General features: G+C 32.8%; 10 protein-coding genes. 3 read left to right on the forward strand and 7 right to left on the reverse strand.

All coding sequences use genetic code 11. The features are described 5' to 3' along the window. Positions 1 to 6: 6 nt before the first annotated feature. Complete coding sequence (locus ACTG3Y_RS01335) at positions 7 to 2,451, reverse strand: YfhO family protein (protein WP_439151125.1); 2,445 nt, start codon at positions 2,449 to 2,451, stop codon at positions 7 to 9. A gap of 31 nt (positions 2,452 to 2,482) precedes the next feature. Continuing rightward, positions 2,483 to 2,776 carry a DUF4834 family protein gene (locus tag ACTG3Y_RS01340; RefSeq protein ID WP_439151126.1) on the reverse strand — a complete coding sequence of 98 codons (294 nt, stop codon included), beginning with the start codon at positions 2,774 to 2,776 and terminating at the stop codon, positions 2,483 to 2,485. A 105-nt stretch (positions 2,777 to 2,881) separates the two neighbouring features. On the opposite strand from ACTG3Y_RS01340, the gene ACTG3Y_RS01345 reads away from it, so the two are divergent. Both ACTG3Y_RS01345 and ACTG3Y_RS01350 read left to right on the forward strand, forming a co-directional pair. Next, on the forward strand, positions 2,882 to 3,847 hold the full coding sequence (locus ACTG3Y_RS01345; RefSeq protein WP_439151127.1) for a transporter: 966 nt from the start codon (positions 2,882 to 2,884) through the stop codon (positions 3,845 to 3,847). A 17-nt stretch (positions 3,848 to 3,864) separates the two neighbouring features. After that, positions 3,865 to 4,986, forward strand: coding sequence for a GTP cyclohydrolase (locus ACTG3Y_RS01350; protein WP_439151128.1), 1,122 nt, complete (start codon positions 3,865 to 3,867; stop codon positions 4,984 to 4,986). A gap of 48 nt (positions 4,987 to 5,034) precedes the next feature. Here the strand turns inward: ACTG3Y_RS01350 and ACTG3Y_RS01355 are convergent, their stop codons facing one another. The 3 genes from ACTG3Y_RS01355 to ACTG3Y_RS01365 all read right to left on the reverse strand — a co-directional run bounded on the left by ACTG3Y_RS01355 (position 5,035) and on the right by ACTG3Y_RS01365 (position 9,681). Then, the gene (locus ACTG3Y_RS01355; protein WP_439151129.1) at positions 5,035 to 6,294 is read right to left on the reverse strand and encodes an aminotransferase class I/II-fold pyridoxal phosphate-dependent enzyme; all 1,260 of its coding nucleotides are present in this window, start codon (positions 6,292 to 6,294) and stop codon (positions 5,035 to 5,037) included. A gap of 218 nt (positions 6,295 to 6,512) precedes the next feature. Beyond that, on the reverse strand, positions 6,513 to 7,550 hold the full coding sequence (locus ACTG3Y_RS01360) for a PLP-dependent cysteine synthase family protein (protein WP_439151130.1): 1,038 nt from the start codon (positions 7,548 to 7,550) through the stop codon (positions 6,513 to 6,515). Positions 7,551 to 7,623: 73 nt separating this feature from the next. Next, complete coding sequence (locus ACTG3Y_RS01365; protein ID WP_439151131.1) at positions 7,624 to 9,681, reverse strand: S9 family peptidase; 2,058 nt, start codon at positions 9,679 to 9,681, stop codon at positions 7,624 to 7,626. A gap of 80 nt (positions 9,682 to 9,761) precedes the next feature. On the opposite strand from ACTG3Y_RS01365, the gene ACTG3Y_RS01370 reads away from it, so the two are divergent. Continuing rightward, positions 9,762 to 10,082, forward strand: a complete 321-nt coding sequence (locus tag ACTG3Y_RS01370; RefSeq protein ID WP_439151132.1) for a YbaB/EbfC family nucleoid-associated protein — start codon at positions 9,762 to 9,764, stop codon at positions 10,080 to 10,082. A gap of 7 nt (positions 10,083 to 10,089) precedes the next feature. On the opposite strand, the gene ACTG3Y_RS01375 is transcribed toward ACTG3Y_RS01370, so the two are convergent. Both ACTG3Y_RS01375 and ACTG3Y_RS01380 read right to left on the reverse strand, forming a co-directional pair. Further along, positions 10,090 to 11,109 (reverse strand): threonine aldolase family protein, encoded by a 1,020-nt coding sequence (locus ACTG3Y_RS01375; protein ID WP_439151133.1) that lies wholly within the window; start codon positions 11,107 to 11,109, stop codon positions 10,090 to 10,092. A 3-nt stretch (positions 11,110 to 11,112) separates the two neighbouring features. Continuing rightward, positions 11,113 to 13,515, reverse strand: a complete 2,403-nt coding sequence (locus ACTG3Y_RS01380; RefSeq protein ID WP_439151134.1) for a zinc-dependent metalloprotease — start codon at positions 13,513 to 13,515, stop codon at positions 11,113 to 11,115. Positions 13,516 to 13,565: the final 50 nt, after the last annotated feature.

Genomic DNA, 13,565 nt, shown 5'->3' on the forward strand with positions numbered 1-13,565 from the left:
TAACGCTTAAGCTTCCGCTTTTCGTTGTTTGAATTGATAAAATATACCTAGTAATAGTAGTACACCTAAAATCGCTGAACTTGCTAGTGCAATAGAGCTACCTGTTTTTACAACCTCTGGTTCAAACTTAAACTCAATAGTGTGACTTCCTTGTGAAATCTTCATACCTCGTAGAACATAATTTACACGTTGATGAGGCATCAATTCACCATCTAAGTAGGCATTCCAACCATGTTGATAATAGATTTCAGAAAATACGGCAAATCCATCATTTTTATTTGATGACTCATACCTAAGATAATTTGGCTGAAATTCTTTTAACTGAATCGTTGCTGTAGAATCTACTTCGAACTTTAATACATCTGATTTGATACTAAATCCTGATGCTGTTGTAACAGCTACAGACTTTGTGTCTATACTATCTAAAGCTCTTATTTCGTCATTGGCAGAATTAAGACTTCTTAACTCATTGATAAACCAGGCATTTCCATTTGGTTCTGTATAATAAGTCACTGGAATAGGGCTTCCTTGTTGGTCTTGGTCTATAATATACTTTGTATTAAGCATATTAAGCACGTTGACGTTATTCTTATAAACATGAAATTCCATTAACTCGTTGTATCGACCTAATTTAGCAGCATGATAACCAAATAATGAATTGTGAAAGTATGCTGCTCTTGCTGGCTGACTTTGTCCTATTCTAGACGCATCCAATACTCTAAAATGACCTTTATCTTTTAAAATTTCTTTATCTGCCTCATTTGCCTGATATGGCATGTCTACCAATCTCGCTGGTTTAAAATTGTCATTATTTACATACTGTCTGTCTATGGTTACTAAATCAAACAGAATTAATATTGCAAAAACAACTAACACTAACTTTTCTGATAACTTCTTTTGTAAAAATAAATATATCGTGCCAGATGAAAGTAAAATAAGTATTAGCGTTCTTATAGTATCTGCAGTAAAAAGCGCCTTTCTATCTTCAATTACCGAATCGATAAATCCTTGTCCATAAGCTTCAATGTAACCATCATCTCTATAGCTTTCAAAATCAAATAGCACTGATTTAAATAATAAAAAGATAATGGCTAAACCTGCAGTAATTCCTACTGTATATTTTAAAGCTTTTAGTTTTTCTTCATCTTTCAAAAAATCATTAAAAAGTCTTACTAATGCAAAAACGGCTAATACAGGAATACATAATTCTAATATCACTTGAATAGAACTAACAGCTCTAAATTTATCATACAATGGTACATGATCAATGAAAAAATCAGTAAGAAATCCAAGGTTTTTACCATACGATAGTAATAATGAGAGTATAGTACCACCTAATAACCACCACTTTAATCGTCCTTTAACTAAAAACAATCCTAAAACACATAAAAATATAACAACAGCTCCGACATAAGCTGGTGCTTCGACAATTGGCTGATCTCCCCAATACATTGGTGCATTTCTGGACGCTTCTAATGCTTCAATAGGTGACGCACCTAAATTAATATAGGCCTTATACGTTTCAGAATCTCTACCAACATCTTCAGAATTACCACCTCCCATAAACTTGGGAATGTATAAATTGAAGGTTTCTAAAATTCCGTAGCTATATTCAGTAATGTAATCTTTATCTAAACCAGAGGTCACTTCTTTTTCCGAACCATCTGGATTTATAGTTAACTCACTTTTTCCTCGTGTACTTTCTTTTACATACTCCTGAGTAGCCATGATATTAGTAGCATTCAGACCAACTGCTAAAAGTGCAGCAATTGACAATATCCCAAGAGATTTAAAAAAATGCGGCAATACCTTTTTTTTATAGGCATCAATTAAATAAGCTAAACCGAGTATGAGAACTAGTAACAATAAGTAATAGGTCATTTGAAAATGATTAGCTACTATTTCTAAACCTAAAGCAATGGAAGTCAGCAGAAATCCGAGTATATATTTTTTTTGAAAGGTTAAAACAATACCTGCGAGAACCATTGGCATATAAGCAATAGCATGTGCTTTGGAATTGTGCCCAACACCTAGTATTATAATTAAATATGTCGAAAACCCAAAAGCAAGTGCACCCAGAGCGGCAAGTTTAAAGTCCACTTTTAGAGCACATAGTAAGATATAAAACCCTAAAAAGTAAAGGAATAAATAGTCTGCTGGTCTTGGCAGAAAACGTAACGAGAGATCTAGTTTTTTTATATAGTTATGCGGATATTTAGCGCCTAATTGATAGGTTGGCATACCACCGAAAGCACTATTTGTCCAGTATGTTTCTTTACCTGTAACTTTGGCAAACTCCTTTTGTTGTTGAGCCATACCAATATAATGCATAATATCACTTTGAAATATCTTTTTTCCTTGTAATACAGGACTAAAATAGGCTAAGGATAAAGCAATAAAACCAATTATAACTAGAATGTGTGGTAAGAACCGTTTAAGAAAGATTGACATGAAAGTTGACTTAAATCAATTATGCTGAAAATTAATCAATTTCTTCGTAATCGATGTATTCTCCTACCTTTTCATTTGATTTTTTATTCTCATTTGGCATTTTGTCAATAACAGTTTCTCCTTCTTTACGTTTGTGCTGTTGTCTTTGATTGCTTTGATTCTCAAACTCACCGAATTGTTGCCCAAATTTTTGTTCAGCTTTCTTTGTAACAAAACGTAATATTAGAGGTGCAAAAATGCGCGCCAAGATCTTAAAACCGAAGTAAATAAGAAGTATTATTAATATGGTTCTCAGTAATCCCATTGCCGAAGCTTCTTGTATCATAACTTATAATCAATACTCAAAAATACAATTATAGTCATTTATAATCGGTTAATATTCCTTAAAAAATCTATAAAATATCTATATTTGAATCTAAACACTTAGCTAATGCGAATACTCAAATCAATTTTCGTTTTATTCATTTCTTTTTCTTTTACATCAGCCTACGCTCAATATACAGAAGTAATCAACTCTAACAGACCTGGTGTTTCTGAAAGTGCATTTTCTGTTGGTACTGGAATTGTCCAATTTGAAGCAGGAGCATTTACCGTAAAAGAAGAACATACTCCTTTAAATTATGATGTTTCTGGTTTTGGACTAGACTTTTCAGTTAGATACGGTGTCTTATTTGAACAATTAGAGTTTTCGCTAGATGGCATCTATCAGAATGATAAAATAACCTTTAATAATGCTGCTATTCCTATTGAAGATAAGCGTGCAAATTTTAAGAATTTGACTATTGGTGCTAAATATTTAGTCTACGATCCATACAAGAATGCAGAAGAAGCTAAGCCAAATTTATACAGCTATCATGCCAATAAAAAATTTCAATGGAAATCATTAATACCAGCAGTGGCAGTTTATGTTGGGGCTAATTTTGATACAGCAGACAATCCATTTACGGCACCAGATGTAGAAGGGTTTAGTCCTAAAGTGATGATAGCCACACAAAACAATTTTAATGGTGGTTGGGTATTTGTAATGAATTTGATAAAAGATCGCATTGGTTCTGATTTTTCAGAGTTTCAATATATATTAACTCTTACACATTCATTTACTCCACAATGGGTGATTTTTGGTGAAGCACAAGGTATAAATAGTGATTTTTATGCAGATAATATTTTTAGAGTTGGTGGTGCTTATTTATGGACACCAGATTTTCAGCTAGATGCAAATATTGCCTTTAACACTAAAGATACTCCATCTGTTTTTAATATAGCATTTGGTGCTTCATATCGCTTAGATTTTCATAAGGATAAAAAAATTGATAATGGAAATGGAAATGACGGAAACTTTAAAAGGAAAAGGAAACGAAAAAACAAAAAAAAGAAATCAGACGATTTTGAATCTTAATCTTTTACAAAGGCCAAATGATTACAGTAAAAGAAGTACGTACTAAAAAAGAACTTAAGACTTTTGTAAAGTTTCCATTTAAACTTTATGCTGATTCTCCTTATTGGGTTCCACCAATAATTAAGCAAGAATTAGCCACATTTAATAAAGATAAAAATCCAATATTTAAAGATGCCGAAGCACGTTTTTTTGTAGCATATAAAAATGGTGAACTCGTAGGTAGAATAGCTGCCATTATTAATTGGCTCGAAGTCAACAAACAAAACATTAAGAAGATGCGTTTTGGTTGGTTTGATTTTATTGATGATTATGAGGTTAGTGCAACACTTCTTAAACAAATAGAAGAAATCGCTTTTGCTAACAAGCTAGAATATACAGAAGGTCCTGTTGGTTTTTCTAATTTAGATAAGGTTGGTGTTATGACAGAAGGCTTTGATAGTATAGCACCTATGGTTACTTGGTATAATCATCCTTATTACGTTAATCATTATAAGAAACATGGATATTCTATAGAAAAAGAATATTCAGAAAGTGTATTTCCTTTTGAAAATGTAAAACCAGAATTCTTTAAAAAAGCACAAGAACTTATAAAAAGGCGTTATAAACTAAACGCATTAAAATTTAAAAAGACTAGTGAGGTTATGCCCTACGCTGACCGAATGTTTGATTTGTTTAATGAAAGCTATGCGAACCTTTCTTCTTTTGTAGAAATTACAGATATACAAAAAGAATATTTTAAAAAGAAATTCATAAGTTTTGTTAATCCTGAATATATTAAGTTTGTTACTGATGCTGACGACAATTTAGTGGCTTTTGCTATTGTAATGCCAAAATTCTCTGAAGCTTTGCAAAAGGCTAACGGAAGGCTTTTTCCTTTTGGAATTAATCACATATTGAAAGCCAAAAAACACAGTAAAGACGTAATTTTTTATCTTATTGGTGTGCATCCTGATTATCAAAATAAAGGAGTACATGCTGTAATTTTTAATGAATACTACGAAACCTTTAAAGAAAAAAGTATACAAACGTGTTATAGAACACCAGAATTAGAAAATAACGAAGCTATTCACAAGATTTGGAAGCACTTTGACTCTAAAGTTTATAAAAGACGAAAAACTTTTAAAAAAGATATTATATAAAAAAAGCCACTTTAGAAGTGGCTTTTTTATTTATTCATCTTATAATATTTATTCTCCCATTGCTGCCATTAATGCTGCAGACATTTTTTTATAAGTTCCATTTACAAGTCGCTCTCTAATGGCATCAAAAGCATCTAAAGTTTCCTTAACATCTTCTAATGTGTGTGTTGCTGTAGGAATCATCCTTAACAAAATCAATCCTTTTGGAATTACAGGATAAACAACAATAGAACAGAAAATACCATGATTTTCACGTAAGTCTCTTACTAAGGCCATAGCCTCTGGTATGCTTCCTTTAAGATATACTGGTGTTACACAACTTTGCGTTGTACCAATATCAAATCCTCTTTCTTTTAAACCTGATTGTAAAGCATTTACAATTTTCCAAAGATTCTCTTTTAGCTCTGGCATTGTTCTTAACATATCCAAGCGTTTTAAAGCGCCTTTAGTCAATGTCATTTGCAGAGATTTTGCAAACATCTGAGAACGTAAGTTATATTTTAAATAATCGATTATTTCCTGATCGCCAGCAATAAATGCACCTGTACTTGCCATAGATTTAGCAAATGTTGCAAAGTAAACATCTATATCATCTTGCACTCCTTGCTCCTCTCCTGCACCAGCACCTGTAGCACCTAAAGTACCAAAACCATGAGCATCATCAACTAAAAATCTAAAATTGAATTTCTTCTTCAATTCTACAATTTCTTTAAGCCTACCTTGTTCACCACGCATTCCAAAAACACCTTCAGAAATAACAAGGATTCCTCCACCTGTTTGTTCTGCCATTTTAGTAGCACGCTCTAAATTCTTTTCTAGACTGACTATATCGTTATGCTTATAAGTAAATCGTTTACCCATATGTAAACGTACACCATCAATAATACAAGCGTGAGAATCCACATCGTAAACAATAATATCATCTTTACCAACTAAAGCATCAATCGTAGACATAATTCCTTGATAACCAAAGTTTAATAAATATGCAGCTTCTTTATTTACAAATTTCGCAAGTTCATTTTGTAATTGTTCGTGCAGTTCTGTATGACCAGACATCATACGCGCACCCATAGGATAAGCAGAACCATATTCTTTTGCTGCTTCAGCATCAACTTTTCTAACCTCAGGATGATTTGCTAAACCCAGATAATCATTAATACTCCATGTAATCACTTCCTTTCCTTGAAATTTCATTCTATTAGAAATTTGACCTTCAAGTTTAGGAAACACAAAATACCCTTCTGCCTGCGAAGCCCATTTTCCTAGTGGTCCTTTGTCTCTATAAATCTTTTCAAATAAATCCTTCATGCGTATTCGTTGCTATTAACCGTTTATATTCACCAAAATAAATAAATAATAAACTCTTAATTTTAGTTAATTTAATCTTGTTAGTAGCAGCAAAATTAGGCAATAATATTATGACTGCATAATTTATTTAATTAAGCTATTAACTAAGTTTTAAACATAAAAATACCTGTTAAAATTAAACATAACAGGTATTTTCTATTTTCTATTTTCTATTTTAATTACTTTATATATTCGATAGATGCTGGTGTAATACTTTTACTATCAAAAAACCCTTGATCTTGCATCCATTTATCGCTATAAACTTTACTCATATATCTTGATCCATGATCTGGAAATACAACAACAACTTTATCACCTTTTCTAAACTCACCTGCTTTATTTAGTTGTTTTAAAGCTTGCATAGCTGCACCACTAGTGTAACCAACAAAAAGTCCTTCTGTATTTGAAATTTCTCGAGCAGTGTGCGCACTTTCTTCATCAGTAACTTTAATGAACTTGTCAATAAGATCAAAATCAGTTGCTGTTGGAATTAAATTCTTTCCTAAACCTTCGATTCTGTAAGGATATATTTCTTTATCGTCAAACTCACGAGTTTCATGATATTTCTTAAGTACTGATCCATAGGCGTCAACTCCTATAACTTTTACATCAGGATTTTGCTCTTTTATGTACTTAGCAATACCAGAAATGGTACCTCCAGTTCCACTACAAGCCACTAAATGTGTGATTTCGCCATCGGTCTGATCCCAAATTTCTCTGCCAGTTGTATTATAGTGTGCATCAATATTTAATTGATTAAAATATTGATTGATATAAATTGACCCTTTAATTTCTTCATGTAAACGTTTTGCAACCTGATAATAAGACCTTGGATCGTCTGCGTTGACATGTGCAGGACAAACGTATACCTTAGCACCCATAGACTTAAGCATGTCTATTTTATCTGCAGAAGACTTTGAGCTTACAGCTAAAATACACTCATATCCTTTAATGATACTTACCATAGCAATACTAAATCCAGTATTACCAGATGTAGTTTCTATAATAGTGTCACCTGGTGTTAAAATACCTTGGCGTTCTGCTTCTTCTATTATATGCAGAGCAATTCTATCCTTAGAAGAATGGCCTGGATTAAATGCTTCAACTTTAGCATAAAAATCGCCGTCAAAATCGGCAGTCATTCGGTTTAATTTGATTAATGGTGTATTACCTACAAGTTGTAATACATTATCAAAAACATTTTTGTTTTTGTTCATAAATGCTATTTTTCGGTAACCAATTTATCTATTTGACACCTAAAACCCTGCAAAAGTAACATTTTTTTTTTACTTACTCGGAAATCCCCTCTAAGTCTAATAGAAACACATATTCCATGGCATCTTCCTTTAAGCTTTCAAATCGACCTGATGCACCACCATGTCCTGCATCCATATTTGTTTTTAAAAAGAGCTTATTAGAATCTGTTTTTAAATCTCTCAATTTTGCAACCCATTTTGTGGGCTCCCAATATTGTACTTGTGAATCATGTAATCCAGATGTTACTAACATATTTGGATAGGCTTTGGCTTCTACATTATCATAAGGTGAATATGATTTCATGTAATTATAATACAAAATATCATTTGGGTTTCCCCATTCATCATACTCGCCAGTAGTTAGTGGTATTGAATCGTCTAACATGGTTGAAACTACATCTACAAAAGGCACGGCTGCTATTATTCCATTATACAACTCTGGTGCTTCATTGATAATTGCTCCCATTAATAATCCACCAGCACTCCCACCCATTGCGTATAAATGCTTTGAGGATGTGTAGCGTTCTTTTATTAAATGTATAGAACAAGAGACAAAATCACTGAATGTATTTTTCTTATTCAATAGTTTTCCATTCTCATACCAAGTACGACCAAGATATTCACCACCTCTAACATGAGCGATAACAAATATAAATCCGCGATCTAAGAGGCTCAATCTTATTGTTGAAAAATAGGGATCTACTGTTGAGCCATAGCTTCCATAAGCATAAAGCAGCAATGGATTTTTACCATTCTTCTCTAAACCTTTTTTAGATACAACTGACATCGGAATTTTTGTACCATCTTCTGCAGTAGCCCAAATACGTTCAGATGTATAATTTTCTTTTTTAAACTTTCCACCTAAAACCTCTTGTTCTTTAAGGACTCTTTTTATTTTATTTCGCATGTCAAACTCTATTATTGACGATGGAGTTGTTAATGCGTTATAACCATATCGTAATAGTTTCGTATCAAAATCAATATTTGTTGTAGTAAAACAAGTGTATGTTTCGTTATCAAACGGTAAATAGTAATCTTGAGTTTCGTCCCATCGTTTAATTCTTATTTGATTTAAACCATTAGAACGTTCACTTACAACTAAGTACTCCTTAAATATATCTATGTTTTCTATTAAGACATTCTTACGATGCGGAATGACATCTTCCCAATAATCAATTTGAGTATTGACTTCTGGTGTAGACATTAGTTTAAAATTTGTGGCTTTATCTTTATTTGTAAGTATGTAGAATTTATCATTATAGTGTGAAATACTATATTCTAAGCCTCGAATTCTCTGCTGAAAAAGCTTGAATTTACCATCTGGCTTATCAGCATCTATAATATGATACTCATTAGTCAGTGTACTATAACATGCTATTATGATATATTTTCTGGATTTTGATTTGTAGACTGTAGCTCCAAAGGTTTCGTCACCTTCTTCAAAAATTAATTTATCTTCAGATTGCCCTAATATATGTTTATAAATCTGATAAGCTCTAAGGGTGACTGCATCTTTTTTTGTATAGAACAAGGTCTTGTTATCATTGGCCCAACTAGATGATCCTGTTGTGTTTTCAATTCTGTCTTTTAATATTTCATTGGTTTCAAGATTTTTAATCTGAATGGTATATTGTCGTCTCCCTGTAGTATCTAAACCGAAAGAAACTTGTTTGTTATCAGGACTAATACTAAGCCCAACCAACTTAAAATAATTTTCCCCTTTGGCCATTTGATTACAATCAAAAAGTAACTCTTCAGGATTGTCTAAGGACTCTTTTTTTCTGGTGTAAATAGGGTAATCTTTCCCTTTTTCAAATTTAGTTATATACCAATAGCCATTGTATTTGTAAGGCACCGAAGAATCATCTTCTTTTATTCTAGCCTTCATTTCTTCAAATAAATCCTTTTGAAAATCTTCTGTATGAGCCATCTTAGCATCACAATACTTATTTTCATCATCCAAGTATTTAATGACTTCTGGATGTTCTCTATCTTTCATCCAAAAATAATCGTCGATTCGCACGTCTCCGTGCATTTCCAGTTCATGTGGATTTTTTTTTGCTACTGGAGGCTTTACCCTTGTTTTGTTCATCTTTTGTTTTAAGAAAAATTTAATTTAAAACGAGGAGCAATTTAGTAATTTTACACCGTAATAATTTAAACGATGATATTATGTTTGGAGATATGATGGGAATGATGAATAAATTAAAAGAAGCCCAAAAGAAAGTAGAAGTGACTAAAGAACGTCTAAATACTGTATTAATTGACGAATCTAGTAGTGATAATAAACTAAAAGTGACTATTACAGCTAACAGAGAAATAAAGAAAATTGAAATTGATGACGACTTACTAAGCGATAAAGAAATGCTTGAGGATTATTTAATACTCACATTAAATAAAGCTATTAACAACGCTACCAATGTCCATGAGACAGAAATTGCAGCAGTAGCCAAAGAAGGGATGCCAAATATACCTGGAATGGGCAATTTTTAATCTTTATTCACAGGGACTTTAAAATATTTAATACACCTTGGTGTATAGCATCACTATAATCTAAATGAGTTACCATTCTTAACTTGTTACTTCCCATACCTATAATTTGAATATTATGCTCTTTAAGGCCATTTAAAAATTGTGTCTCATCAACATGAGGTTTTAATTCAAAAATTATAATATTCGTTTCTATTGGTTCTACTTTTTTAATTGAAGAATGCTGTGATAAGGCTTTGCCTAAATCAAGAGCCTTTTTATGGTCGTCGTGAAGACGGTCTAAGTGATTATCTAATGCATATAGTCCTCCCGCTGCTGCAAAACCAACTTGCCGCATTCCACCACCTAAAATCTTTCTTATTCGTATCGCACCTTTCATAAGGTCTTTATTGCCTATTAGAACAGAACCCATAGGGCAACCTAATCCTTTACTCAAACACACCGAAATCGTATCAAATAATTCACCATATTGTTTAGGCTTTTCATTTCTGAAAGCTAAGGCATTCCATAATCTGGCTCCATCTAAATGATATCCTAATTGATGTTCATTAGCTACTTCTCTAATACGTCTTAATTCTTCGAAATCCCAACAAGCTCCACCTCCTTTATTAGTTGTGTTTTCTACTGCTATTAATGATGTTAACGGACTATGATAAAAATCTGGCGGATTTATTGAAGCCTTAACTTGATCTGCAGTAAACATACCTCTATTGCCATCTATTAATTTGCAGGAAATACCACTATTAAAAGATGCACCACCACCTTCGTAATTGTAGATATGCGCATATTTATCACATATAACCTGTTCTCCTGGATTAGTATGTAGCTTCAATGCAGCTTGATTTGCCATACTACCCGTGGGAAAAAACAAGGCATTATCCATTCCAAACATATCAGCTAATCGTCTCTCTAATTCATTTACAGATGGATCTTCTTTATATACGTCATCTCCAACTTCTGCAGACATCATAGCTTCTAACATGCCTTTAGTTGGCTTGGTTACAGTATCACTTCTTAAATCTATTATCATTTTTTAATTTAGGTTATAATTACAAATATCACTTCCAATAGGTGAACCATCTGGTATCTTAGGCGAAGCTTCTATTTTAAATTTTTCTGGGTGCTCATAAAACTCTTTAATCATTATTCCATATTGCATACTATAAGCATCCATATTCAAACTCCTTTTAGAAATATCAAAAATAGTTTTGTTAGCGATTGCCTTAGTTTGAAAATATGATTGATCACTCACAGCCAAATTCATCATATACTTCAGCACATTCACATTAATCTGATGTTGTATTTCAGTAAAATAAGAGTCTGAGTGTGTTTTATTAAATGATTCATCTAAAAGTGAATCAATAACATCTTGAAGACTCAATTGATTCTCGTCTATACTTTTTTGCAATATCAATCTATTAGCACGTTGTGGATGCAACAAATATTTCAATGTCATATCACTCGCTGTATTTGCGGCACTTAATGGGTCGAATGCCACACCTGTTATCCCTTTAAAGGATTCGCGTGTTCTATTGTAACGATAAGCTCGTGGCGGGAATAAATCTAATTTGTCCTTCGGAATAGCTAAAGTTTGAGGGTGTATTGTTCTCAAAAGTATATTTAAGGCTTCTTTTTGAACATTTACATCTATAGATTTTGTTGTGAATTGACCATCGTTTTTTACCGCGTAATTGTAATCTAAACCACCTATAATTTTAGAAGTGGCTTCTGTTTGGTAGCGATGATAGAAGTATAACGGTACAAAGACATCCTCTAATACAGAATATGGCTCATAGCTTTTAATGTTATCTACTGAAAAGTTTTCTATGGCTTGTTGTCGTAACTCTAAAACAGATTTTAATTCATCAAATGCCGTTTTTCCATTATCCCACAAATGTGCTAAAGCATGTGCTCCTCCTGTCGCTCGAGCATCAGTGTCAGAAATAAAACGTAAGCCATTAACTTGAGCATCTTTGAGAATAGTATTTAAAGCCTTTTTTTCATCTGTGTTATCATCAAAATCAGAATAACTATAGGCTACAGTAACTTTGTCCCATACACCAATTCCTGTATCATAAGCTTCACTAAAATCTATCTCACCATTTTTTAGAGTTAGTTTAGGATGCGGATAATCCATTACGGAAGCTCTGTTATTGGTACTTGCGGCAAAGTTGTGAGCAAAGCCTAAAGTATGTCCAACTTCATGCGCGCTTAATTGTCTAATTCTTGCTAATGCCATTTCTAACATTGGTTGATAATTATTGTCTCGTTCTGCAAAAGGCTTATTCATTAAGGCTTGTGCTATCATAAAGTCTTGTCGTATACGTAAACTTCCTAAACTTACATGACCTTTAATTATTTCACCCGTTCTAGGGTCTACAACACTAGCGCCATAACTCCACCCTCTTGTACTTCTGTGTACCCATTGAATGACATTATATCTACAATCCAACGGGTCTGCATCTTCCGGTAACATTTTAACTTGAAATGCATCTTTAAAGCCAATAGATTCATATCCTTCATTCCACCAACCTGCACCTTCTAATAATGCAGATCGAACTGGCTCTGGTGTACCAGGGTCTAAATAGTACAGTATAGGCTCAACAGCCTCACTTATTACTTGCTCAGGATTCTTTTTTTCTAAGCGGTGTCTTATTATAAATCGCTTATTCATACCCTCTTGTATTGGTGCTGCATAATCCATATATGACATCGAAATTGCTCCACTACGCGGATCAAAAACTCGAGGTTCGTATTTATCATCTGGTAATTTCACGAAGGAATGGTGCTGTACAACAGTTACTAAAGATGATGTAGGTGTAACGCTTCGCAAGTTTCTTCCTGTTGGTTGCCCTTTAAAAGTGAGCATTGCTTCAAATTCAACGTTGTTTGGAAATGCTTTTGTTCGTTCTAATGACAAAGCACTTTTTGACTTATCAATTTTGTATGCACCCTCTTTTCTTTGCTTTAATCGGTTCGCAACACCATGTACATCTTCCATTAAAAATGCAGTAAAATCAATGACGAATTCACCTTTATTTTCTTTCAAAATTTTAAAACCAAATAATACTGATTTGGCAAATGCCTGTTCTACACTTTTACGTTCTAGCTCGTTATCTGTTATGGCTCTATAATTCAGATTTGGTTGAATCAATAATAACTTATTACCAGCTTTTTTAAAGTAAACAACGCGCTCACTTCCTAACTGACCTCGATCTAAGCCAATATCATTGCTTCCAACGCCAGAGGTAAGTGAATTCACATAAAGAAATTGCTCATTTAGCTTTTCAACTTTTAAATATATCTTATCCGAACTTTCTTCATAATAAAAGTCAAAATAGCCTTCGTATGTTTTTAAATCTTTTTTATCTAATATTTGAGCTTGTATTTGAGATACAAGACATAAAAAACTAAGGAATATGAGTGTTTTTTTCATGAACAAATTTTTGAATCATAAAACTACGGAATTTCTAAAAAACCAATTCA

Source organism: Winogradskyella sp. (assembly GCF_965656915.1).
Classification (GTDB): domain Bacteria; phylum Bacteroidota; class Bacteroidia; order Flavobacteriales; family Flavobacteriaceae; genus Winogradskyella.

Excerpts from the sequence above, each read along its gene's own strand:
- ACTG3Y_RS01335 (WP_439151125.1), bottom strand. The coding sequence starts at position 2,451 with ATGTCAATCTTTCTTAAACGGTTCTTACCACACATTCTAGTTATAATT.
- ACTG3Y_RS01340 (WP_439151126.1), bottom strand. The coding sequence starts at position 2,776 with ATGATACAAGAAGCTTCGGCAATGGGATTACTGAGAACCATATTAATA.
- ACTG3Y_RS01345 (WP_439151127.1), top strand. The coding sequence starts at position 2,882 with ATGCGAATACTCAAATCAATTTTCGTTTTATTCATTTCTTTTTCTTTT.
- ACTG3Y_RS01350 (WP_439151128.1), top strand. The coding sequence starts at position 3,865 with ATGATTACAGTAAAAGAAGTACGTACTAAAAAAGAACTTAAGACTTTT.
- ACTG3Y_RS01355 (WP_439151129.1), bottom strand. The coding sequence starts at position 6,294 with ATGAAGGATTTATTTGAAAAGATTTATAGAGACAAAGGACCACTAGGA.
- ACTG3Y_RS01360 (WP_439151130.1), bottom strand. The coding sequence starts at position 7,550 with ATGAACAAAAACAAAAATGTTTTTGATAATGTATTACAACTTGTAGGT.
- ACTG3Y_RS01365 (WP_439151131.1), bottom strand. The coding sequence starts at position 9,681 with ATGAACAAAACAAGGGTAAAGCCTCCAGTAGCAAAAAAAAATCCACAT.
- ACTG3Y_RS01370 (WP_439151132.1), top strand. The coding sequence starts at position 9,762 with ATGTTTGGAGATATGATGGGAATGATGAATAAATTAAAAGAAGCCCAA.
- ACTG3Y_RS01375 (WP_439151133.1), bottom strand. The coding sequence starts at position 11,109 with ATGATAATAGATTTAAGAAGTGATACTGTAACCAAGCCAACTAAAGGC.
- ACTG3Y_RS01380 (WP_439151134.1), bottom strand. The coding sequence starts at position 13,515 with ATGAAAAAAACACTCATATTCCTTAGTTTTTTATGTCTTGTATCTCAA.